The 22,510-nt window shown below is 61.7% G+C and carries 12 protein-coding genes, 1 tRNA gene and 7 pseudogenes; 14 read left to right on the forward strand and 6 right to left on the reverse strand.

Annotation, left to right across the window (positions count from 1 at the left end):
- Nucleotides 1–54 precede the first annotated feature (54 nt).
- The 3 genes and pseudogenes from ACQVLG_RS08475 (at nt 55) to ACQVLG_RS08485 (ending at nt 3,670) form a co-directional block, all read left to right on the forward strand.
- A pseudogene (locus ACQVLG_RS08475) lies at nt 55–1,235 on the forward strand (acetyl-CoA C-acetyltransferase).
- Between the two features lie 143 nt (nt 1,236–1,378).
- Nucleotides 1,379–2,119, forward strand: a complete 741-nt coding sequence (phbB, locus tag ACQVLG_RS08480) for an acetoacetyl-CoA reductase (protein WP_474293938.1) — start codon at nt 1,379–1,381, stop codon at nt 2,117–2,119.
- Between the two features lie 117 nt (nt 2,120–2,236).
- The gene (locus tag ACQVLG_RS08485) at nt 2,237–3,670 is read left to right on the forward strand and encodes a hypothetical protein (RefSeq protein ID WP_474293939.1); all 1,434 of its coding nucleotides are present in this window, start codon (nt 2,237–2,239) and stop codon (nt 3,668–3,670) included.
- Here the strand turns inward: ACQVLG_RS08485 and ACQVLG_RS08490 are convergent.
- Nucleotides 3,607–4,227, reverse strand: a complete 621-nt coding sequence (locus tag ACQVLG_RS08490; protein WP_474293941.1) for a LysE family translocator — start codon at nt 4,225–4,227, stop codon at nt 3,607–3,609. The genes ACQVLG_RS08485 and ACQVLG_RS08490 overlap by 64 nt on opposite strands.
- A gap of 165 nt (nt 4,228–4,392) precedes the next feature.
- Between ACQVLG_RS08490 and ACQVLG_RS08495 the strand changes: the two genes are divergently transcribed.
- From ACQVLG_RS08495 to ACQVLG_RS08510, 4 genes and pseudogenes are all read left to right on the forward strand, one after another.
- On the forward strand, nt 4,393–4,875 hold the full coding sequence (locus ACQVLG_RS08495) for an Lrp/AsnC family transcriptional regulator (RefSeq protein WP_076564899.1): 483 nt from the start codon (nt 4,393–4,395) through the stop codon (nt 4,873–4,875).
- A gap of 76 nt (nt 4,876–4,951) precedes the next feature.
- The gene (gene pip, locus ACQVLG_RS08500) at nt 4,952–5,908 is read left to right on the forward strand and encodes a prolyl aminopeptidase (RefSeq protein WP_474293943.1); all 957 of its coding nucleotides are present in this window, start codon (nt 4,952–4,954) and stop codon (nt 5,906–5,908) included.
- A 112-nt stretch (nt 5,909–6,020) separates the two neighbouring features.
- Nucleotides 6,021–6,462, forward strand: a pseudogene (locus ACQVLG_RS08505) (DUF2721 domain-containing protein).
- A 42-nt stretch (nt 6,463–6,504) separates the two neighbouring features.
- A pseudogene (locus tag ACQVLG_RS08510) lies at nt 6,505–6,961 on the forward strand (hypothetical protein).
- Here ACQVLG_RS08510 and ACQVLG_RS08515 read toward each other — a convergent pair.
- Nucleotides 6,953–7,534 (reverse strand): SRPBCC family protein, encoded by a 582-nt coding sequence (locus tag ACQVLG_RS08515; protein ID WP_474293945.1) that lies wholly within the window; start codon nt 7,532–7,534, stop codon nt 6,953–6,955. The pseudogene ACQVLG_RS08510 and the gene ACQVLG_RS08515 sit on opposite strands and share 9 nt — an antisense overlap.
- Nucleotides 7,535–7,693: 159 nt before the next feature.
- On the opposite strand from ACQVLG_RS08515, the pseudogene ACQVLG_RS08520 reads away from it, so the two are divergent.
- A pseudogene (locus ACQVLG_RS08520) lies at nt 7,694–9,744 on the forward strand (oxidoreductase).
- A 57-nt stretch (nt 9,745–9,801) separates the two neighbouring features.
- On the opposite strand, the gene ACQVLG_RS08525 reads toward ACQVLG_RS08520, so the two are convergent.
- From ACQVLG_RS08525 to ACQVLG_RS08535, 3 genes and pseudogenes are all read right to left on the reverse strand, one after another.
- Nucleotides 9,802–11,517, reverse strand: coding sequence for a cation:proton antiporter domain-containing protein (locus ACQVLG_RS08525; RefSeq protein ID WP_474293947.1), 1,716 nt, complete (start codon nt 11,515–11,517; stop codon nt 9,802–9,804).
- 209 nt (nt 11,518–11,726) lie between these two features.
- Nucleotides 11,727–12,849: pseudogene (locus tag ACQVLG_RS08530) on the reverse strand (beta-ketoacyl-ACP synthase III).
- A 187-nt stretch (nt 12,850–13,036) separates the two neighbouring features.
- Nucleotides 13,037–14,482, reverse strand: coding sequence for a S41 family peptidase (locus ACQVLG_RS08535; protein WP_474293949.1), 1,446 nt, complete (start codon nt 14,480–14,482; stop codon nt 13,037–13,039).
- A gap of 413 nt (nt 14,483–14,895) precedes the next feature.
- Here ACQVLG_RS08535 and ACQVLG_RS08540 point away from each other — a divergent pair, with 413 nt between their 5' ends.
- From ACQVLG_RS08540 to ACQVLG_RS08550, 3 genes and pseudogenes are all read left to right on the forward strand, one after another.
- On the forward strand, nt 14,896–15,078 hold the full coding sequence (locus ACQVLG_RS08540; RefSeq protein ID WP_474293951.1) for a hypothetical protein: 183 nt from the start codon (nt 14,896–14,898) through the stop codon (nt 15,076–15,078).
- Between the two features lie 176 nt (nt 15,079–15,254).
- Nucleotides 15,255–17,336 (forward strand): annotated as a pseudogene (locus ACQVLG_RS08545) (M13 family metallopeptidase).
- Between the two features lie 188 nt (nt 17,337–17,524).
- Nucleotides 17,525–19,592, forward strand: a pseudogene (locus ACQVLG_RS08550) (M13 family metallopeptidase).
- Nucleotides 19,593–19,729: 137 nt separating this feature from the next.
- Here the strand turns inward: ACQVLG_RS08550 and ACQVLG_RS08555 are convergent.
- The gene (locus ACQVLG_RS08555; RefSeq protein ID WP_152251614.1) at nt 19,730–20,293 is read right to left on the reverse strand and encodes a c-type cytochrome; all 564 of its coding nucleotides are present in this window, start codon (nt 20,291–20,293) and stop codon (nt 19,730–19,732) included.
- A gap of 199 nt (nt 20,294–20,492) precedes the next feature.
- Between ACQVLG_RS08555 and ACQVLG_RS08560 the strand changes: the two genes are divergently transcribed.
- The 3 genes from ACQVLG_RS08560 (at nt 20,493) to ACQVLG_RS08570 (ending at nt 22,399) form a co-directional block, all read left to right on the forward strand.
- A tRNA-Arg gene (locus tag ACQVLG_RS08560) sits at nt 20,493–20,568 on the forward strand.
- Between the two features lie 161 nt (nt 20,569–20,729).
- The gene (locus tag ACQVLG_RS08565; protein ID WP_474293953.1) at nt 20,730–21,914 is read left to right on the forward strand and encodes an ATP-binding protein; all 1,185 of its coding nucleotides are present in this window, start codon (nt 20,730–20,732) and stop codon (nt 21,912–21,914) included.
- A 5-nt stretch (nt 21,915–21,919) separates the two neighbouring features.
- The gene (locus ACQVLG_RS08570) at nt 21,920–22,399 is read left to right on the forward strand and encodes a DNA glycosylase AlkZ-like family protein (RefSeq protein WP_474293955.1); all 480 of its coding nucleotides are present in this window, start codon (nt 21,920–21,922) and stop codon (nt 22,397–22,399) included.
- The last annotated feature ends 111 nt before the right edge of the window (nt 22,400–22,510 follow it).

Consider the following 22,510-nt stretch of genomic DNA (forward strand, 5'->3'; position numbering starts at 1 on the left):
GATTCTATTAGCACCTTGACCTTGGCCCTCGTGGCCAGCATATCGGAGAAATAAATGGATGATGTCGTAATCGTGGCCGCCGGCCGTACCGCAGTCGGCAAATTCGGTGGCAGTCTGGCCAAGATTCCTGCGTCCGAACTGGGCGCGCATGTAATCAAGGGCTTGCTGGCACAAACCGGCATCGACCCGAACCTGATCGGCGAAGCGATCCTGGGCCAGGTGCTGACGGCTGCCGTCGGCCAGAACGCCGCGCGCCAGGCCGTCATCAAGGCTGGCTTGCCCAGCTCCATCCCGGCCTTCACCATCAACAAGGTCTGCGGCAGCGGCCTGAAGGCCACGCACCTGGCGGCGCAAGCGATCAAGTGCGGCGACGCCAACATCATCATCATCGCCGGCGGCCAGGAAAACATGAGCGCGTCGCCGCACGCGATGAACGGCTCGCGCGACGGTTTCCGCATGGGCGACTTCAAGATGATCGACACCATGATCGTCGATGGCCTGTGGGACGTGTACAACCAGTACCACATGGGCATCACGGCGGAAAACGTCGCCAAGAAATACGAAGTGACGCGCGCCGAACAGGATGAATTCGCGCTGCAGTCGCAACTGAAGGCGGAAGCGGCGCAAAAGGCGGGCAAGTTCAAGGATGAAATCCTGCCGCTGGAAATCGCCAACAAAAAAGGCACCGTCGTCTTCGACAGCGACGAATACATCAAGCCCGGTTCGACCCTGGAATCGCTGGCCGGCCTGCGCCCCGCGTTCGCCAAGGATGGCACCGTCACGGCCGGCAATGCTTCCGGCCTGAACGATGGCGCCGCCGCCGTCATCATGATGTCCGCTTCGCAAGCGAAGGAACTGGGCTTGAAGCCGCTGGCACGCATCAGGCCTACTCCTCGTCGGGCCTGGACCCGGCCGTCATGGGCATGGGCCCCGTCTCCGCTTCGCGCCTGTGCCTGAAGAAGGCCGGCTGGACGCATGAAGAGCTGGACTTGATGGAAATCAATGAAGCGTTTGCCGCGCAAGCGATTGCCGTCAACAAGGAAATGGGCTGGGATACCAGCAAGATCAACGTGAACGGCGGTGCGATCGCCATCGGCCACCCGATCGGCGCCTCGGGCGCGCGCATCCTGGTCACCCTGATCCACGAAATGATCCGCCGCGACGCCAAGAAAGGCCTGGCCGCATTGTGCATCGGCGGCGGCATGGGCGTCGCTCTGGCAATTGAGCGTGATTAATCGCTGACACCGAACTTGGGCCGTTACGCGCAATGCGTGGCGGCCTGGTACGGTGCGGTACGCCGCCGTCATGCGGCAGTTTTGGATCGCTGTATTTAAATAATTAACTTTTTGGCAATAGAACGACACTGAGGGGATGAAAAATGGCAAGAGTTGCATTGGTAACTGGTGGCATGGGCGGTCTGGGCGAAGCGGTGTGTTTCAAGCTGGCGGCGCTCGGCTATCGCGTGGTGACCACATATTCCCCAGGCAATCCGAAGGTCGCTGACTGGCTGGCGACGACGAAGGACATGGGCTATGACTTCAAGGCGTATCCGTGCGACGTGGCCGACTACGATTCGGCAGCGGCCTGCGTGGCGGCCGTGGAAGCGGAAATCGGTCCTGTCGACGTGCTGGTGAATAACGCCGGCATCACGCGCGACATGACGTTCAAGAAGATGGACAAGCCGAACTGGGATGCCGTGATGGGCACCAACCTTGATTCCGTGTTCAACATGACCAAGCCCGTCTGCGACGGCATGGTGGAACGCGGCTGGGGCCGTATCATCAATATCTCGTCCGTGAATGGCCAGAAGGGTGCCTTCGGCCAGACCAACTATTCGGCCGCGAAAGCCGGCATGCACGGTTTCACCAAGTCGCTGGCGCTGGAAGTGGCGCGCAAGAACGTCACCGTCAACACCATCTCGCCAGGCTACATCGGCACCAAGATGGTCATGGCGATTCCGCAGGAAGTGCTCGACAGCAAAATCATCCCGCAAATTCCGATGGCGCGCCTGGGCAAGCCGGAAGAAGTGGCTGGCCTGGTCGCCTACCTGGCTTCCGATGAGGCAGCGTTCGTCACGGGCGCGAATATCTCGATCAACGGCGGCCAGCACATGTCGTAACCGGTGTTGAGGTAAAACAAAAAGACAGCTGCGGCTGTCTTTTTTTATGCTTGCCAGCAAAACAAGGAGATCGCCGGATTTGCCTTAGAATCAGTATTTCTCCACTGCATCATCTCCATGACCCTAGTTCCCGCCTTGCGCCGCGCCAGCGTGGCCGCCATTCTCTTCCTGGGCGTCAGCGCGGCCCAGGCCAGCGTCGCGTTCCACGTTACGGTGACGACCGAGCGCGTCAACCAGCCTGGCGTGAAAACCAGCCTGCCCGCGCGCGATATTCAGGAAAGCGATGTCGTGCTGGGTCCCCATTACCTGAGCGTGCGCGATGGCAAGCGCTTGTCCGTGCTCGACTTTGCCACGCGCCGCCGCCATGTCATCGATACGGCGGCGTCCACCTACGATACGTATTCGCTGTTCGACGTGGCAGGCTTCCGCCATATCGAGATCGGCCACCGCAAGGGCATGGCCGGCGCGCTTGAGGCTGGCGGCTTGCAAGCTCACGTCACGCCGCCCGTGTACGAGGAGCAAGCGTTGTCCGTGCTCGCTGGCAAGCGGCATGGCGCGCTCGTGCCTCAAGTACTCGACGGCGCCGTGCTGTGGTCGCTTGACGGGCAGCCCCTGCTGCGCCTGGGCATCGCCGGCAGTCCCGTCAGCGGCGACGACGCGACGGCGTTTGCCCAGTTCCTGCGTTACACCTGGGGCGGCCACCCGCTGGTGCTGAAGATGCTGGCCGACGGCAAGCGCATTCCCGCCGCCTTCACCTTGCACTACCAGGAGGTGGGCGGCACGGTGACGCGGCAGTTCCGCATCAGCGCCATGACGGCGGGTGCACCGGCCACCTACACCTTGTCCGCCTACCGGCCCCGTCCGCTGGCGGCCGATGCGTCCCCGCTCGAGCGCGTGCTGGCGCAGGCGGCGCTGCTGCCGCGGCCGGGATCCCAGGCCCACCCTGCGCTGCGGGCCGAAGCGGAAAAACTCTTTGCCGCAGACCAGCCTTTCGACGCTTTCCTGACCATGCTGGAAGATCATTTTTCCACGGGCGAACTGGTCGACAAGCTGTCGCCCCAGCAGATACTAGCCATGCAGGAATGCCAGCCCATCCATGATTTGACGCGGGGATTGCTGGCCAAGGATCAGGACGGTATCGCGGCCGCGCTGGCCAGCGTGCAGGAATTGAGAAAGCAAACGGGGCTGGAGCAGCCCGTCTTGGCCTTGTTCGAGGGGAATTTGCGCGCCAAGCTGGGGCAATGGCCGCAAGCGACGGCCTTGTATCTGCAAGTGCTGCAGGCAAAACCGCAGATGGCGGCCGTGTACCAGGACCTGGGCGACGCCTTGCTGGCGCAATTCGATGCGGCCAATGCCTGGCGCAGCTGGGATGCGGGGCGGGCCATGGCGCCGGCCCTGCGGCAATTTCGCAAGGTCAACGACCTGGAACGCAGCCTGTTGCGCGATTACCCCGCCTTCTTTGCCGGCGGCGCGCCGCCGCTGAAAAGTCAGCCCAGCACCAGCCGCCCGGCCAGCAGCACGAAGACGGTGGGCAGCACGAACTTGCCGTAAGGCGAAGGTTTGCCGCGCAGGCGGCGCGCCAGGCGCGCGGCCAGCACGGCGTACAGGGCGTCGAACAGCAAGCCCACCAGCACCAGGACAGCGCCCAGGCGCAGGTATTGCATGCCGACCTGCTCGCTGCCGGTGACGAATTGCGGCAGGAACATGCTGCAAAACAGCAGTGCCTTCGGATTGAGCAGATTCGTCAGGAAGCCGCGCACCAGGCTGGCGCGGGCGCCGTGCGCCGTGGCGGGGGCGGCCGCTTCCTGCGCCGTTTTGGTGGACAGGGCCGACTGCAGCAGGCGCAGCGCCAGGTACAGCAGGTAGGCGGCGCCCGCCCATTTGACCCACTGCAAGGCTTGCGGATGCGTCACCATCAGCGCCGCCAGGCCCGCGCCCGACAGCGCCACGTGCACGGCGCGCGCGCCGGCGATGCCCAGCGCCGTCACCAGCGCCGTGGCCACGCCGCGCGCGGCGCCCGTCGCCAGCACCAGCGCCATGTCGGGGCCCGGTAATAAAAAGGCGCCGGCCAGTGCCAGCAGGTACATCAGGAAGGTAGAATCGGACATGGCGCAGTTCGGTCACAGGCAAAAAGTAAGGGCGGGAGCAACGGCAGCTTGCCGCATGCTCGCCGGGCCCCATTATGTTCTCGCCGTGATGAAATGTGCTTGCTTTTCCTGCCCTGCATGCCCTAGTATTCGGGTAGATTCCACTCCTATAAAAACAAAAATTAGATGAAAATTTCAGAAGTTAGCCTCGACGCCACCGATTTGCAGATACTCAGGCTGTTGCAGGATGAAGGACGGCTGTCCAACGCGCGCCTGGCCGAGCGCTTGAAGCTGAGCGAAACCCCCGTCTGGCGCCGCCTGCGGCGCCTGGAAGACGAGGGTTTTATTACCGGCTACCAGGCTTTGCTCAACCGCAAGAAGCTGGGCATCGGCCTGGTGGCCTTCGTGCGCGTGGTGTTTGCCAACCATGGCGGCGAGCAGCCGTCGCAGTTCGAGCAAGCCATCGCGACCATTCCCGAGATCTTGTCCTGCCACAATGTAGCGGGCGAAGCCGATTATTTCCTGCAAGTGGTGGCGCGCGACCTGGAAGCGTATGGCGAATTCGTCTCGACCGTGCTGCGCCGCCTGCCCGGCGTGGCGGAAATCCAGTCCAGCCTGTCGATGCGCGAAATCAAGTCGTCGAACCGCCTGCCCCTGCTGCTGGCCTGAGCCGGCGGGCGCACTATAATTGGAACAGTTGCCAGGAATCGTGCCTGGCGCCCTGACCGCCATTCCAAGGACCGCCATGCCCGATTCTTTGTCCCCCCTGTTTCCCGCCCTGACGCCGAACCGGCACGGCATGCTGGCCGTCGATGACGTGCACACCATTTATTGGGAAGAGTGCGGCAACCCCGACGGCATTCCCGTGCTGTTCCTGCATGGCGGCCCGGGCGCGGGCCTGTCGCCGCAGCACCGCCGCTTCTTCGATCCGCAGCGCTACCGCGTGATCCTGTTCGACCAGCGCGGCGCCGGCAAGTCCACGCCGCTGGGCGAATGGCGCAACAACACGACGCAGCTGCTGATCGAGGACATCGAAACGCTGCGCACCCGGTTCGGCATCGCCCAATGGCTGGTGTTTGGCGGTTCCTGGGGCTCGACCCTGGCGCTGGCGTATGGCCAGGCGCATCCGGCAGCCTGCCTCGGATTCGTGCTGCGCGGCATCTTTTTGTGCACGCAGGCGGAAATCGACTGGTTCATCGAAGGCGTGCGCTGGTTTTATCCGGACCTGTACGAGGAATTCGCCGCCCCCATTCCGGCAGAGGAACGGGGCGACCTGCTGGCCGCCTACGTGCAACGCATCCTCAGCAGCGATCCCGCCGTGTACTGGCCCGCCGCGCGCGCCTGGAGCCGCTTCGAAGGCCGCCGCGTGTACCTGATGCCGCAGCCGGAAGATGCGCCGAACGACGCGCTGGACCTGGGCGTGGGCCGGCTCGAATCGCATTACATGGCCAACCTGGGCTTCATGGAGGAAGACCAGCTGATCCGCAACATGGGGCGCATCGCGCATTTGCCGGCCGTTATCGTGCAGGGACGCTACGACGCCATCTGCCCGCCGCTGTCGGCCTACCGTTTGCAGCAAGCCTGGCCTGGTTCCCAGCTGGAAATGATTCCCGACGCGGGCCATGGCGCGCTCGAGCACGGCATCGCTTCGGCGCTGGTGCGCGCCACCGAGCGCTTCGTGCCGGGGCGCGGCTTCGCATGACCTTGCAACGCGCCGGTTGGCAAAGCAGCCAGCCGGCGTGCGCCACCTGCTACACTATGGCCTGTGCTGGCGCCACGGTCGGGCGCCGGTGTGAACCCACGACTTTTTATCCATGAACATACAGATCGGCGACATCGGCCATATCATCCAGCTGGCGATTGCGCCGGTTTTCCTGTTGACCGGTATCGGTACCATGCTGGTGGTGCTGACCAACCGCCTGGGCCGCATCATCGACCGCACGCGCGTGCTGGAAGACCGGCTCGACATCGGCTACAACGATTTCTATATGGATGAGCTAGATACCCTGTATCAGCGTACCCATCTGATCAATTACTCGATTTCGCTCAGCACGGCGTGCGGTTTCTTCGTCTGCGTCATCATCGCCATGCTGTTTTTGGGCGATATTCTGAACCTGACCCTGGATAAATACATCGCGGCCTTCTTTGTGCTGGCCGTGATTTGCCTGATCGGCTTTTTTTATTTATTTACTGCGCGAAATTTACCTGGCTGCCAGGGCCCAGCGCATCCGGCGCCATATCCGCCCGCCCCGCTAGGCGGCGCGCCGGTTTACCCTACTATTGAAGAACGAGTCCCGTATGCACGATTACAAACGTCCCCCCACCCTGCACCGCTACGGCCAGCGCAGCGAACTCGAGCTGGCCTTGAGCCTGGGCCAGTTCCGCCTGATGCCCGCGGGCAATTGTTTGACCCTGAGCTTTTCGCAAGTGTGGGACAAGCAACTGTTCGACCTGTTCGCCCCGGCCGACGCTTGTTTGATCATCCACAATACGGAAGAATTCGGCGAACGCCTGCACCGCGCCGTGCAGCGCACCTTGCCCAGCTGGGCAGGCATCGATGGCCTGGTCGAATACGGCCAGCGCGCCGCGCTGGGCGCCGCCTTCACCAAGACGCGCGCCGAAGCGTTTGAGCAGGAATGGCTGTTCGCCTGGCGCTCGATGCAGCCGCAAGCGAGAGCTGAACCCCGTCACGGTGAAGCTGGGCAGCCTGGAAAACTTCGCGGAAATCCGCGACCGCGATACGTATTTAGCCTGATTTATCGGCGTACTGGCTGTCGATGCGGGTGAGTACGGCCGCCATCATGCGCTCGATATCGCCGCGTATCATGGTCGTGCCCAGCATGCCTGGCACGTAGAAGCCCGGCATCAGCCGGCTGGAAAAGACGATGCGCGTGCCGCCCGTCTCGGGCACGGGATACAGATTCCAGCGCGATTCGTAATGCCGCATGTCGCCCGAGATCAGGGCGATGTCGATGGCCGTGAACGGCGTTTCCGTGGCCCGCACCACCAGGTGAATGGGGTGGTTCATGAACAGGAAGCGCGCCATGCCCTGCTGCTCGATGATGACTTCATTGCCGTTGCGCGACAGCACGCGGCAGGAACTGAGGTCGGGCACGAATTCGCTCATGCGCTCGTAGGTGGTCAGGGTCTTCCACACGGACGCCGGCGGCGCCTGCACGCTGCCGCTGGCATCGACTTCATACATGCGCTGCCCGTCGACCTCGATGCGCTTGACGTCGACCTTCAGCTTGTCCAGGCGTGGCGCCTGCGCCAGCGCGGTCGCGGGGACGGCGCACAGCATCAGCAGGCAGAGGAAGAGTCGCGTCATGCCACCTAGCCTACGGGAAACTCGCGCCCGGCACAAGCTGTACCCATCGCCAGCCTGTGCGACCGGCAATTTAGAACTCCCGGTCTAGAGAAAGTCGCTGCGGCGAGCGGCAATGCTTGTTACCGTACGGCCTGCAACCACCTTACCGGACCGATCACCATGACTGCCTATCCCCATCTGCTGGCCCCGCTCGACCTGGGTTTTACCTCTTTGCGCAACCGCGTCATCATGGGGTCCATGCACACGGGCCTGGAAGATCGTTTTTATCATTATGGCAAGCTTGCCGCGTTTTACCGCGAACGGGCGCGCGGCGGCGTGGGACTGATCGTCACGGGCGGCATCTCGCCGACGGCAACCGGCAAGGCTGGCTGCTGCCGTTCGGCGGCACCTTGAATTTCCTCGGCGACGTGCCCAACCACCGCAAGGTGACGCGCGCCGTGCACGAGGAGGGCGGCAAGATCGTCATGCAGATCCTGCATGCGGGCCGCTATGGCTATCAGCCGTTCGTCGTCTCGGCGTCGGCCAAGAAATCGCCGATTTCGCCGTTCCGCCCCCGTCCCTTGAGCGAGCGGGGCATCGAACGCACCATCTGCGACTACGTGCGCTGCGCGCGCCTGGCGCAAAAGGCCGGCTATGACGGCATCGAAGTGATGGGCAGCGAGGGCTATCTGCTGAACCAGTTCCTGTGCGCGCGCACGAATCTGCGCCAGGACCGCTGGGGCGGCACGATCGGGAACCGCATGCGCCTGCCCGTGGACATCGTGCGCCGCATCCGCGCCGCCGTCGGCCCCAATTTCATTATCATGTACCGCCATTCCCTGCTCGACCTGGTCGAGGGCGGCAATACCTGGGACGATGTGGTGACGGTGGCCAAGGCCCTGGAGCAGGCGGGCGTAACGATTCTCAATACGGGCTTTGGCTGGCATGAAGCAAGAGTCCCCACCATCGTCACCTCGGTGCCGCGCGCCGCGTTTGCTTCCGTGGCGGGCCGGCTGCGCCGTGAAGTCACCATTCCCGTGGTGGCGTCGAACCGCATCAACATGCCGCACGAAGCCAACGCCATCCTGGAGCGGGGCGACTGCGACCTGGTGTCGATGGCACGCCCTTTCCTGGCCGACCCTGACTTTGTCGCCAAGGCCGCTGCCGGGCGCGCGGACGAGATCAACACCTGCATCGGCTGTAACCAGGCATGTCTTGACCACACCTTTGCCAACAAGCGCGCCAGCTGCCTGGTCAACCCGCGCGCCTGCCATGAAACGGAACTGGTCTATGCGAAAAAGGCCGTGCCGCGCCGCGTGGCCGTCGTCGGCGCCGGGCCTGCCGGCTTGTCGGCCGCCACCGTGGCCGCCGAATGCGGGCACGAGGTGACCCTGTTCGACAGCAGCGACAGCGTGGGCGGCCAGTTCAAGGTGGCCATGCAGATACCGGGCAAGGAAGAATTTACGGAAACCATCCGTTATTTTGCCCGCCGCATCGCCTTGTCGAATATCAAGCTGCGCCTGGGCCAGCGCGTCACGCGCGAGCAGTTGCTGGCCGGCGGCTACGACGACGTCATCGTCGCCACCGGCATCAAGGTGCGCCTGCCGGCCATTCCCGGCATCGACCATCCGACGGTGCTGTCCTACCTGGACGTGCTGCAAGCCAGGAAGCCCGTGGGCGCGCGCGTGGCCATCATCGGCGCGGGCGGCATCGGCTTCGACGTGGGCGAGTATTTGCTGCACGACCCGGCGCACCCGCTGCCCCAGCCCGTGGCGACGTGGGCGGGCGAGTGGGGCGTGGACTTGAACGCGGCGACGGGCGGCGGCCTGGTGCCACCCGCCGCACCGCATCCCGTGCGGCAGATTTTCTTGTTGCAGCGCAAGACGTCGAAAGTGGGCGCGGGCCTGGGTAAGACCTCGGGCTGGGTGCACCGCGCGGCGCTGGCGAGAAATGGCGTGGCCATGCTGGCTGGCGTCACCTACGACAGGATCGACGGGCAGGGCTTGCACATCACCGTGGGCGGCGAGCAGCGTCTGCTGGCGGTGGACAACATCGTCATTTGCGCGGGCCAGGACAGCTTGACGGAACTCATGCCGCCCGTCGGCAAGGATGGCAAACCGCTTGCGTCGGGCGGCCCCCGCTTCCATAAAATCGGCGGCGCCGCGCTGGCGGCGGAGCTCGACGCCAAGCGGGCGATACGGGAAGGGGCCGAGTTGGCCGCCAGCCTGTAAAAAGAAAGCCTGCCGGCTGGGTAGCGGGCAGGCTTGCTGGATGGAAAGGGTACCGGCTTAATGCCCGCCATGCCCCTTCTTCGCCGCATCAAAACTCTGCAGCACGTGTTCGGCCATGCCGTTCGCCAGTTCGTGTTCGCCGATGAACACCTTGCCCGCGTTTTCCGCGCGCAACAATTCCGCCTCTTCCTCGCTGTGCGTGCGCACCACCGTCATGATGTTCGGGTTCAGCGCGCGCGCCGTTTCGATCATGGCGCGCACGTGGAAGGTGTCCGGCGTGGCGATGACGAGCATGGTGGCGTGCGTGATGTGCGCCTGGATCAGTACGGCCGGCTCGCCCGCATTGCCGGCCACGGCCGGGATGCCCTGCTTGCGCAGCTGGTCGACGATTTCGCGGTTTTCCTCGGCCACGACAAAGTGGATGCCCCGCTCCATCAGGGCGGCGGCGATGCGCCGGCCCACGCGGCCATAGCCGACGAGCACGATCTGGCCCGACAGCTTTTCCTGCGGCACCGTCATCGGCAGCTCGGCCAGCGGGTCCGTCGTGCGTTCGAACTTGCGGGCGAAGTCGCTGTTGCCGATCACGCGCAGCAGCGGCTTGGCCATGCTGAACACCAGCGGGTTGAGGGCAATCGACAGGATGGCGCCGGCCAGGATCAGGCTTTGGCCTTCCTGCGGCATCAGGCCCAGGGACAGGCCCAGGGCGGCCAGGATGAACGAGAATTCGCCGATCTGCGCCAGGCTGGCCGAGACGATGATGGCCGTTTTCGGCGGATAGCGCAGCACCATCACGAGCAAGAAGGCGGCAATCGACTTGCCGAAGATGATGATGGCGCACACGGCCAGCACCTGCAGCGGCTTGTCGATGAGGATGGTCGGCTCGAACAGCATGCCGACGGAGACGAAGAACAGTACGGCGAACGCGTCGCGCAGGGGCAAGGACTCTTCCGCGGCGCGGTGACTCAGTTCGGATTCGCGCAGCACCATGCCGGCGAAGAAGGCGCCCAGCGCAAACGATACGCCGAACAGCTTGGTCGAGGCGTAGGCGATGCCGACGGCGGCGGCGATCACGCACAGGGTGAACAGTTCGCGCGAGCCGGTGCGCGCCACTTGCCATAGAATCCACGGGAACAGCTTGCGGCCGACCACCAGCATGAAGACGATGAAGCCGGCCACTTGCCCCAGAGTAATGGCCAGGGTTTGCCACAGGCTGGCCGCCTCGGCGCCCGGCGCGACCTTGCCGCCCAGCACACCGGCAAACGCCGGCAGCAGCACCAGCACCAATACGGTGACGAGGTCTTCCACCACCAGCCAGCCGACGGCGATGCGGCCATTGAGCGAGTCGAGGATGCCCCGTTCTTCCAGCGCGCGCAGCAGCACCACGGTGCTGGCCACGGACAGGGCCAGGCCAAACACCAGTCCGCCGCCGAGGCTCCAGCCCCACCAGTGGGCCAGGCCCATGCCCATCGCTGTGGCGACGCCGATCTGCAGGATGGCGCCGGGCAGCGCGATCTTGCGCACGTCCCACAAATCTTCGATGGAAAAGTGCAGGCCGACACCGAACATCATCAGCATCACCCCGATTTCCGCCAATTGCCCGGCTATTTCCGCATCCGCCACAAAACCGGGCGTGGCCGGTCCGATGATGATGATGCCGGCGGCCAGATAGCCGACCAGGGCCGGCAGTTTCAGGCGCGCGGCGATGAAGCCGAAGATGAGGCCGAACCCGAGGGCGGCGGCGATGGTGGTGATCAGGCTGATGTCATGGGGCATGCGTGTGGGGTTCCTTATGGGGACGTGCGGATGGAAAAGATGTTGCTCAGCGACCAAGTATAAACGCATCAAAGGCCCTGCCGGAAAATTTCCTGCGGCTTTATTGCAAAAAACCTGTGCTATATCTTCGTCCAGCTGGAAGCGAACGCCCGCCTATCCGTCACGAACATCGCCTAATTCAGGAATCAGGCGATGTTACACCCATGCGCTCAGAGCTTGCGCACGACCACGCAGCCGATGGAATAGCCGGCGCCGAACGAGCAGATGACCCCGGTGCTGCCGGCGGCCATGTCATCTTGATATTTATGGAAGGCAATGATGGAGCCGGCCGACGAGGTGTTGGCGTAGGTGTCGAGGATCACGGGCGCTTCGTTGGGCTTGCGCGTCGCGGCCCAGGATCAGGCGCGCGATCAGCAGGTTCATGTTCAGGTTGGCCTGGTGCAGCCAGTAGCGGCTCACTTGCGCCACTTCCACGCCGGCCTTGGCCAGGGTCGCCTTGATCATTTCGGCCGCCATCGGGCACACTTCCTTGAAGACCTTGCGCCCTTGCTGGCGGAACAATTTGTCGGCCTTGCCCACGCCGGACTCGTCAAAACGGTTGAGGAAGCCGAAATTGTTGCGGATGGCGTTAGAAAAGCGCGTTTTCAGTTCCGTGCCGATGATCTCGAACTGGTGGCTGGAAACGGCCGTATCTTTCGCTTCGACGATGATGGCCGTGCAGGCGTCGCCGAAAATGAAGTGGCTGTCGCGGTCGCGCCAGTTCAGGTGGCCGCTGGTGATTTCGGGATTCAAGACCAGCACGGCGCGCGCCTGGCCGCTTTGCACGGCGGCCACCGCTTGCTGGATGCCGAAGGTGGCGGACGAGCACGCCACGTTCATGTCAAAACCATAACCATCGATGCCGAGCGCATCCTGCACTTCCACGGCCATGGCCGGGTAGGCGCGCTGCATGTTGCTGCAGGCCACCAGCACCATGTCGATGTCGGCCGGCGTGCGGCCCGCGCGCGCCAGGGCGTCTTTGGCGGCGGCGACGGCCATTTCCGCCTGCAGCGACAATTCGTCATCGCCCCGTTCAGCAATGCGCGACACCATGCGCGCCGGGTCGAGGATGCCTTCCTTTTCCATCACGAAGCGCGACTTGATGCCGGACGCCTTTTCGATGAAGGCCACGCTCGACAGCTCCAGCGCCGTCACTTCGCCCGCGGCGATCGCGCCTGCGTTGTCGGCATTGAACTTTTCCGCGTAGGCATTGAAGCAGGCGACCAGCTCTTCGTTGGAGATCGAAAATGGCGGCGTGTACAGTCCGGTACCGCTGATGACGACTTGTTTCATGGTTAAACTTTCAAATTTGGCAATCGACGTGGCGCCGATAAGTGAAGCAAATTTTACACAAACGGGCTCGACTGTAGAGAGTTTCGTGTTGCGGGGCAGGGGGATGTGTGGCGGAAGATTGATTTTTGTCGCGTGGACGGCTGACCGGGGGGCATGGCGCCCCCCGCTGTGTTGCTGGCGCTGCTGCTTACTTCTGCTGTTCTTTCTTGACGTCGGCCTGCACCACCACCGGTTCGGCCTTGGCCAGCTGGACTGGTAAACCCTTCAGGTGGTTCAGCGCCTGGTGCAATTGGAAATCGTCCTGGCTGCCGAATTCCAGCGGCTTGCGGGTCTTTTCCAGGGCGATGATGCGCAATTGCTCTTCCATCTCGTCGTTGACGGGCGCGGCCTTGGCGCTTTCCTTGTCGCGGTCGTTGCTCAGATGCTTGGTCAGGTCCGCTTCGCGGATGCGCAAGCCGTTCAAGCCGTCGCCGTCCGCATTCTCATCGACCAGCAAGTCGGGCACGATGCCCTTGGCCTGGATCGAGCGGCCGTTCGGCGTGTAGTAGCGGGCCGTCGTCAGCTTGACGGCCGTGTCGGCAGTCAGCTGGCGGATGGTTTGCACGGAACCCTTGCCGAAGGTTTGCGTTCCGATGATGGTGGCGCGCTTGTAATCTTGCAGGGCGCCGGCGACGATTTCGGACGCCGAGGCCGAACCCGTGTTGACGAGCACCACCAGCGGTACTTTCTTGATGGCGGCCGGCAATTTTGCCAGCGCGTCGCCTTCCGAGCGGAACGTATAGTATTCGGCGCGGCCGTAGAACACCTGTTTCGAGTCCGGCAACTGGCCATTCGTCGAGACGATGGCCGCATCTTTCGGCAGAAAGGCGGCCGAGACGCCGATGGCACCCTGCAGCACGCCGCCCGGATCGTTGCGCAGATCCAGCACCATGCCCTTGATGTTCGGGTCTTGCTTGTAGAGCGCCGTGATCTGCGCGGCCATGTCGTCGACGGTCGGTTCCTGGAATTGCGACACGCGCAGCCAGGCGTAGCCGGGCTCGACCATCTTCTTCGCCTTCACGCTCTTTTGATGGATTTCCTCGCGCGTGATGGTGAACGCCAGCGGCTGCGGTTCATCCTTGCGGGCAATGGTCAGCGACACCTTGGTGCCCGGTTCGCCGCGCATGCGCTTGACGTTGTCGTCCAGGCTGACGCCCTTCACGGGCTGGCCGTCCAGACGGGTAATCAGGTCGCCGGCCTTGATGCCGGCGCGGTAGGCGGGCGAATCCTCGATGGGCGAGACGATCCTGATGTAGCCGTCTTCGCTCAGGCCGATTTCGATGCCCAGGCCGACGAACTTGCCTTCCGAGCCTTCGCGCAGCTCGGCGTAGGCTTTCTTGTCCAGGTAGGCGGAATGGGGGTCGAGCGAGGCGACCATGCCGGCAATGGCGTCTTCCAGCAGTTTCTTGTCTTCCACCGGCTCGACGTAATCGGACTTGATCAGGCCAAACACGTCGGCCAGCTGGCGCAGCTCTTCCAGCGGCAGGGGCGGCTCGACGGTCTTTTGCGCCATGGCGGAAAATTGCAGCGACACGGCGACGCCGGCCACCACGCCCAGGCCGATCAAGCCGGTATTTTTGAGTTTGCCCATCATTGCACCTTTGCAGCTAGCGTGTCTTGCACAAGCGCCAGTCCCCGTGGAGCGGCGCTTTGTTGAAAGTATAGACCTGAATCTCTGCCGGCGTGGGCCGGCCGTGGAAAAAGCGTGCCTGGGCTCAGTCTACGCGCGAAAACGGGGCTGCCAGCTTGCCATATGTTGCGGTTTTGTATGCGATGTATGGTTAGTCTTGAGGGGAGTAAGCATTTGTAAGAGTCGAAAAAAAGCGTGTGCCGCGGCCCTATAGTGGACTCGCATTCTCGACCCGAAGTGGTTTTGCCTGCGTCCGCGGACGCAGGCTTTTTTTTATCCACGGGTTCAAGCTCATTTAGACTGGCGCTTCTTCCTTGGCAGCGGATAAAAAAATGTTAACTGATTTGCAGGCACGCGCCGCGCTCACCGCGCGCTGATTGATTGAAAAGTATCTGCAGGGGCGGGATCCTGATGCCGGCCTGCTGATCGACATCGTTCAGGATCCGTCACGGCAAGTGCCGATTCGGGGTGTGCTCGACGATATCGGACAGTTCAATCACACGCAGTTCACGCAACAGGAGCTGGCGCTGATCGACGACCTGCTGTATCTGTATGGATAAACGCGTGAACACACCTTGAGCCTGGCCGAACTGAGCGGCGACTCCCGGGGCAGTCCGGGGGCAATATTGGCCAAAGGGCATGGTCGCGTGCTACATTCCTGCAGCGCCTGGCGCGGCAGGCTATCCGCCCGCAGCTATCCGCCCGGTCTTTTTGACATGCCCCATAAGGACAATCCGTGAATCGCTATCTCTTGAGCAGTCTGACCCTGACCCTGTTGGCTGCGTTTGCCCATGCCGCCGAACCCGCATCCGCCGTGGCCGCCCCGACCGTGGCCCCAAGCGCCGTGCCTGCCGCCGCCGGCGTCGTTTCCGGCATCGACGTGCAGTACATCGACCCCGCCGTGCGCGTGCAGGACGATTTCTTCACCCATTTGAATGGCAAGTGGCTGGCCACGGCCGAGATTCCTGCCGACAAGTCGAGCTGGGGCTCGTTCGCCAAGCTGCGCGATGACACGACGCCGCAATTGCGCGGCATCATCGAAGCCACGCAACAGGACAAGCACAAGAAGGCCGGTTCCGAAGCGCAAAAGATTGCCGACCTGTACGCCAGCTACATGGATGAAGCCAAGCTCGACGCGCTGGGCACGAAGCCGCTGGCCGGTGAACTGAACCGTATCCGCTCGCTGCGCGACAAGAAGGGCGTGCCCGCCATGATCGCCCACCTGAGCCAGGCGGGCGTGTCGACGCCGTACGCCGTCTATGTGGGCCAGGATGCCCGTGCCTCGACGAAATATGCCGCTTACGTGAGCCAGAGCGGCCTGGGCATGCCCGACCGCGACTACTACCTGGAAGCCAAGCAGGTGGGCGTCAAGGAAAAATACCCAGGCGCACGTGGAAAAGATGCTGGCCATGGCGGGCGACAAGAACGCCGCCGCCCGCGCCAAGGCCGTTGTCGCCCTGGAAACATCGCTGGCCGAAGTGCAATGGACCAAGGTCGAGAACCGCGACCCCGTGAAACGCTACAACAAGACCGACATCAATAAGCTGAACGACCTGACCCCGGGCTACGACCTGAAGTCCGGCCTGGCCGCGCTGGGCATCGCCAACAAGGTCGATTACGTCATCGTCAACCAGCCGAGCTACCTGGGCGGCTACGACAAGGTGCTGGCCGCGACCGACCTGGACACCCTGAAAGCGTATTTCGAATGGCAGTTGCTGCGCAGCTACGCCAGCTACCTGTCGAAAAACTTCGTCGACGAGAGCTTTGCCTTCTACGGCACGGTACTGAGCGGCGTGACGGAAAACCAGCCGCGCTGGAAGCGTGGCGTGGGCGCCGTCGAAGGCGTGCTGGGCGAAGCCGTCGGCAAACTGTACGTGGCGCAATATTTCCCGGCAGAACGCAAAGCGCACATGCAGGAACTGGTGAAAAACGTGCTGGCCGCCTACAAGGACAGCATCGACACGCTGGACTGGATGAGCCCGGAAACCAAGAAGGAAGCGCAAGCCAAGCTGGCCAAGTTCACGCCGAAGATCGCGTATCCGAATAAATGGCGCGATTACACGAAGCTGCAAATCGTGCAGGGCGACTTGGTGGGCAACATGATGCGCGCGGCCAATTTCGCTTCCGCGCGCCAGGTGGCCAAGCTGGGCAAGCCGATCGACCGCGAAGAGTGGGGCATGACGCCGCAAACGGTGAATGCCTATTACAGCTCGACGATGAATGAAATCGTCTTCCCCGCGTCCATCCTGCAGCCGCCGTTTTTTGACGCCAACGCGGACGACGCCGTCAACTATGGCGCCATCGGCGCCGTCATCGGCCATGAAATCAGCCACGGTTTCGACGACAAGGGTAGCCAGTCCGATGGCGACGGCAACCTGCGCGACTGGACTGGTGGACCCCGGCCGATCGCAAGAATTTCGCCGCCAAGGCCGATGCGTTGACCAAGCAATACGATGGCTACAGCCCATTGCCTGGCTACCACGTCAACGGCGCGCTGACCCTGGGCGAGAACATCGCCGACAACTCGGGCGTGGCGATCGCTTATAAAGCCTATAAAATCTCGCTGGGCGGCAAGCCGGCGCCCGTGCTGGACGGCCTCACGGGCGACCAGCGCTTCTACATGGGCTTTGGCCAGGTGTGGCGCAGCAAGATGCGCGAAGCGCAGCAGATCGTGCAGATCAAGACCGACCCCCATTCGCCGGGCCAGTACCGCGCCAATGGCACTATGGTCAACCAGCCTGGCTTCTATGAAGCGTTTGGCGTGAAACCGGGCGACAAGATGTATGTTGCCCCGGAAAACCGCGTGATCATCTGGTAATCACGTGCACGTCGTCGTAGAAAACGTACTACTGTAACAACAGAAAAGACCACCTCGCGTGGTCTTTTTTGCATTCTGGCCAAAGTTCTTTCTGTCGTTTCGGCCGGTATGCTACAGTCAAAAACCGGGCCAGAAGCCTTGGGCCTTCTGACCCTTATATTTCACACAATACAATATAGAGGACAACCGTGAATCGTTATTTGTTAAGTGCATTGACCCTGAGTTTGCTGGCCGGCGTGTCCGGCATGGCTGGCGCCGCTGATAGCGCCAAGAAGGCCGCTCCCGCCACCGCCGTCGCGGCCGCCGCATTGACCTCCGGCATCGCCGTCGAATACGTCGACCCTGCCGTGCGCGCGCAGGACGACCTGTTCCAGCACCTGAATGGCAAATGGCTGGCGGAAACCGTGATTCCTGCCGACAAATCGAGCTGGGGCAGCTTTGCCAAGCTGGCCGACGATACACAAACGCAGCTGCGCGGCATCGTCGAAGGCGCTGCCGCCGACAAGGCCCGCGCGGCCGGTTCGAATGCCCAGAAAATCGGTGATTTTTATAACAGCTTCATGGATGAAGCCAAGCTGGAAAGCCTGGGCCTGACGCCCTTGAACGCGGAGCTGGCGAAGATCGCCGCGCTGCAGGACAAGGCGGAGTTGCCTGCCGTGATCGCCCACTTCAGCAAGCTGGGCGTGACCTCGCCGTACGACTTCGGCATCCACCAGGACGCCAAGGATTCCACCAAATACGTGGCCGACATCGTGCAAAGCGGCCTGGGCCTGCCTGACCGCGACTATTACCTGGAAGCAGGCAAGGCCGACACGCGCGCCAAATACCTGGCCCACGTGGAAAAAATGCTCAGCCTGGCCGGCGACGCGAACGCAGCCGCGAATGCGAAAGCCATTGTGGCCCTGGAAACGGAACTGGCCAAGGCACAATGGAGCAATGTGCAGAACCGCGATCCCGTCAAAACCTACAACAAAGTGGAACTGGCGAAACTGGCGGAAGTGGCGCCAGGCTACGACTGGGCCCGCTATCTGAAGGACACGGGCATCGCCGGCAAGGTCAATTATGTGATCGTCAGCCAGCCCAGCTACCTGAAAGGCTTTGCCGAGATCGCCAACAAGACGCCGCTGGAAACGTGGAAAGCGTACTTCCAGTGGCACTTGCTGCACGCCAACGCCGGCTACCTGCCGAAAGCGTATGTCGATGAAAACTTTGCCTTCTATGGCACCACCCTGACGGGCGTGACGGAAATGCGTCCGCGCTGGAAGCGCGGCGTGGGTGCCGTCGAAGGCGCGCTGGGCGAAGCCGTGGGCCAGCTGTACGTCGAGCAATACTTCCCGGCCGAGCGCAAGGTGCGCATGGAAGCGCTGGTGAAAAACCTGATGACGGCCTACAAGCAAAGCATCGACAAGCTCGACTGGATGAGCCCTGTCACCAAGAAACAGGCGCAAATCAAGCTGGCCAAGTTCACCACCAAGATCGGCTATCCGAACAAATGGCGCGATTACTCGGGCCTGACGGTGGCGCCCGACGATTTGATCGGCAACATCCAGCGTTCGCACTTCTCACTACAACCGTGAATTGAACAAGCTGGGCCAGCCCATCGACCGCGACGAGTGGGGCATGACGCCACAGACCGTGAACGCCTATTACAATCCGGAACTGAACGAAATCGTCTTCCCGGCCGCCATTTTGCAAGCACCGTTCTTCGACGCCAATGCGGACGACGCCGTCAACTACGGCGCCATCGGCGGCGTGATCGGCCATGAAATCAGCCACGGCTTCGACGACCAGGGCGCCCAGTACGACGGCGACGGCAATCTGCGCGACTGGTGGACCAAGGCCGACCATAAGAACTTCGCCAAGAAAACCAAGCAACTGGTGGCGCAGTACAACAGCTTCAGCCCCGTCAAGGGCCACTTCGTCAACGGCGAACTGACCCTGGGCGAAAACATCGCCGACAATTCCGGTGTGGCGATCGCGTACAAAGCGTACAAGTTGTCGCTCAATGGCAAGAAAGCGCCCGTCATCGACGGTTTCACGGGCGAACAGCGTTTCTATGCGGGCTTTGCCCAGGTATGGCGCATGAAGATGCGCGAAGCCCAGCAACTGGTCTTGCTGAAAACGGACCCGCACTCGCCAGGCCAGTTCCGCGCCAACGGCACCATGCGCAACCAGCCAGGCTTCTATCAAGCCTTCGACGTGAAGCCGGGCGACAAGATGTATCTGCCACCGAAAGACCGCGTCATCATGTGGTAAGACGGCTGTTCAAGGGCTCAGTTGCCAGCCGCACCGCGCAAGCGGTGCGGTTTTTTTACGTCGTGTGATCTGGCGCAAACTGCGGGCGAAAAAAAACCGCCCCAACGGGCGGTTCCTCGATACTGGTGCTGCGCTGCTTACTTGGCAGGCTCGGCTGCTGGTGCGGCGGCGCCGTCAGCGGCTGCGGCCGGTGCCGGCACTTCCGGTTCCTTGAACTTGCCGCCCGACGCGTTGGCGATATAGACGACGGCGCGCGCCACTTCCACATCGTCGAGGTCGGGATTGCCGCCCTTGGCCGGCATCGCGCGCAAGCCTTCGATCGCGTGTTTCAGAACCGTATCGTAGCCCTGGGCCAGGCGGGCCGACCAGCTGCCCGCATCGCCAAATTTCGGTGCACCGGCCACGCCGGCGCCATGGCACGCCACGCAGGTCGCCGTGTACACGGCTTCGCCGCTTTGCAGCACTTTCGGACCGCTGGCATCCTTGAAGGTAAAGCCGGCGTTGGCCACGGGGCTCAGGCGCTCGGCAATGGCTTCCGGCGACTGGCTGTCCGTCCCGGCGCCCGTCAGTTTTTGCGCCGTGACGAACTGCACCAGCAGGATGATGCCGATGACGGTGACGAGGAAGAAGCCAGCTACGGCGGCAAGCAATTGTTTAGGCGTTTTGATCGCTGATTGTTGTTCGTTATGTGCGTCGCTCATGATGTCCTTAGTCCAGATTTGAAACTGATGGCCGTGTAAGGTAGCATTTTTACATGCTTGTATGTAAACCTTTATGAAACCCACAATTATAGGCACAAAAATTGAGCAGTGACATGCAATTGCCGACGATACGACAGTTTCCGTAGACGTAGGTAAAGAAAAACGGTATCCTTCGCATCACTTCAGAAATTCCCCCTACGCGGCTGTAGCTCAGTGGATAGAGTATTGGCCTCCGAAGCCAAGGGTCGTGGGTTCGATCCCCGCCAGCCGCACCAGACAAACCAAGACCTTGTGTTTTCCTTCCGAGTTCTTGCTGTTCATTGATTAATACTTTACATGGTTAGCCATATTCGTGGATGTACGCGACCTGCGCCATGATGTATCTTTCATGTAGTGATACCTTATTCTTCTATATTCAAACAAAGAGCCACTGCAAATGATCCTCGAGCTACCGCTGGTCGAATCACTGACGGTTGAATTCAAGAGTGACCGTAAGCGCTTACCTGATCGTGAGCTTGTTGAAGCGGTCATTTGCCTTGCGAATGCCGAGGGTGGACAGTTATGGCTAGGAGTAGAGGATGATGGCACCCCGACTGGATTACACGTAGAACGTTTGGAACTGACGGGGCTAGCGGGGCTTATCGCGGCCCGTACATCACCTTCCTTTGCGGTCAATTTCAAGGCTGTCATCGTGGGTGAGGTTCGTGTCGCGTGTATCTTTGTTCCCAAGGCCCATGGTGAGGTAGCAACTACTTCTGGTACTTATCTCCGGCGCCGGATCAAGGCTGATGGACAGCCTGAATGTGTGGCCATGTTGCCGCATGATCGTGCCAGCCGGATCAGCAGCTTTGGTTTGATGGATGCTTCAGCACGAATAGTCGCAGGGGCATCCTTGAGCGATCTCGATCCATTGGAACGCGAGCGCTTGCGTCAGAGCGTGCAGCAATATGGTGGTGACCGTGTGTTGCTGGAACTTGATGATGAAGCGCTTGATGGCGCCTTGGGGCTCACTTCGCGCTTGAGTGATGGCAGCCGGGCACCGACTTTGGCTGGCCTCCTGCTCATTGGCCGGGATACGGCATTGAACGAGTTGGTTCCCACACATGAATTTGCTTTTCAGGTGTTGGCGCGCGAAGCCGTGACGTTTAATGAATTCCGCCGCTTCCCTTTGCTAAAAGCGTTAGATTGGCTGGAAACGAATTTCCGTCCTTATAACCCCGAACGGGAGATTCAAGTTGATCTCTTTCGTGTCCCGGTACCCAAAGTAGATTTTGGTGCCTTTCGAGAGGCTGTTGCAAATGCCTTGGTGCATCGTGATTATCATCGCTTGGGCGCAGTGCATGTTCGTATGGATGATGATGGATTGACGATCAGTAATCCAGGCGGTCTGGTGGATGGCGTCACCTTGGCAAATCTATTAACGACCGAGCCGCGACCGCGCAATCGAGCCTTGGCCGATGCCATGAAACGCATAGGCTTGGTTGAGCGTTCTGGTCGTGGCGTAGATAAAATTTATCGGGGACTGCTACGCTTTGGACGATCCGAGCCAGATTATCGCCGCACTGATAGCACCAACGTTGTTTTGCGTTTGGATACGAGGGATGGGATGAAGCATTCCTGAAGCGTGTGATTGAAGAGGAAGGGCGTCGCGGTGGTGAGTTACCGATAGATAGCCTTATCGCCTTGGCCGCATTGCGTGGTATGAAGCGCATGACAACGGAGGAACTGGCGTTGCATATTCAGCGGGAAGCTGCTCAAGCCAAACGCACACTCGAGGCACTTGTTGAGGCCGGATTGGCACAGGCACATGGTACGGCCCGTGGTCGGACGTACACTTTGGCCGCTGGCTTGTACCGTGCTGAAGGGGATAAAGCCGCTTATACACGGCAAATGGGATTCAGCGGACTTCAGCAGGAGCAAATGGTTTTGAGCTATGTACAGCAACATGGTTCGGTGCGGCGTGCCGAGGTGGCTGAGCTATGCCGCTTGACTTCGCTGCAGGCGAAAAATTTGCTGAAGCGCTTGCGGGAGTCTGGGCAGCTCCTGCAGCGGGGGGAACGCCGTACCGCATATTATGTGCCAAATGATGGAGCGACATCGCTTTGATGGTTTTGGGTTTTTTTGGATATTTTTGGATATTTTTGGACATCTTTGGATATCAGTGTGTGATTTCAGCTGATTGACCTGCACAGTAACCCAAACGACTACCCAGGCCGT

The organism is Janthinobacterium sp. TPC_1, assembly GCF_056037845.1.

Bases quoted from the DNA above. Each gene is read 5' to 3' on its own strand.
- phbB (WP_474293938.1), top strand. From the start codon at position 1,379: ATGGCAAGAGTTGCATTGGTAACTGGTGGCATGGGCGGTCTGGGCGAA.
- ACQVLG_RS08485 (WP_474293939.1), top strand. From the start codon at position 2,237: ATGACCCTAGTTCCCGCCTTGCGCCGCGCCAGCGTGGCCGCCATTCTC.
- ACQVLG_RS08490 (WP_474293941.1), bottom strand. From the start codon at position 4,227: ATGTCCGATTCTACCTTCCTGATGTACCTGCTGGCACTGGCCGGCGCC.
- ACQVLG_RS08495 (WP_076564899.1), top strand. From the start codon at position 4,393: ATGAAAATTTCAGAAGTTAGCCTCGACGCCACCGATTTGCAGATACTC.
- pip (WP_474293943.1), top strand. From the start codon at position 4,952: ATGCCCGATTCTTTGTCCCCCCTGTTTCCCGCCCTGACGCCGAACCGG.
- ACQVLG_RS08515 (WP_474293945.1), bottom strand. From the start codon at position 7,534: ATGACGCGACTCTTCCTCTGCCTGCTGATGCTGTGCGCCGTCCCCGCG.
- ACQVLG_RS08525 (WP_474293947.1), bottom strand. From the start codon at position 11,517: ATGCCCCATGACATCAGCCTGATCACCACCATCGCCGCCGCCCTCGGG.
- ACQVLG_RS08535 (WP_474293949.1), bottom strand. From the start codon at position 14,482: ATGATGGGCAAACTCAAAAATACCGGCTTGATCGGCCTGGGCGTGGTG.
- ACQVLG_RS08555 (WP_152251614.1), bottom strand. From the start codon at position 20,293: ATGAGCGACGCACATAACGAACAACAATCAGCGATCAAAACGCCTAAA.
- ACQVLG_RS08565 (WP_474293953.1), top strand. From the start codon at position 20,730: ATGATCCTCGAGCTACCGCTGGTCGAATCACTGACGGTTGAATTCAAG.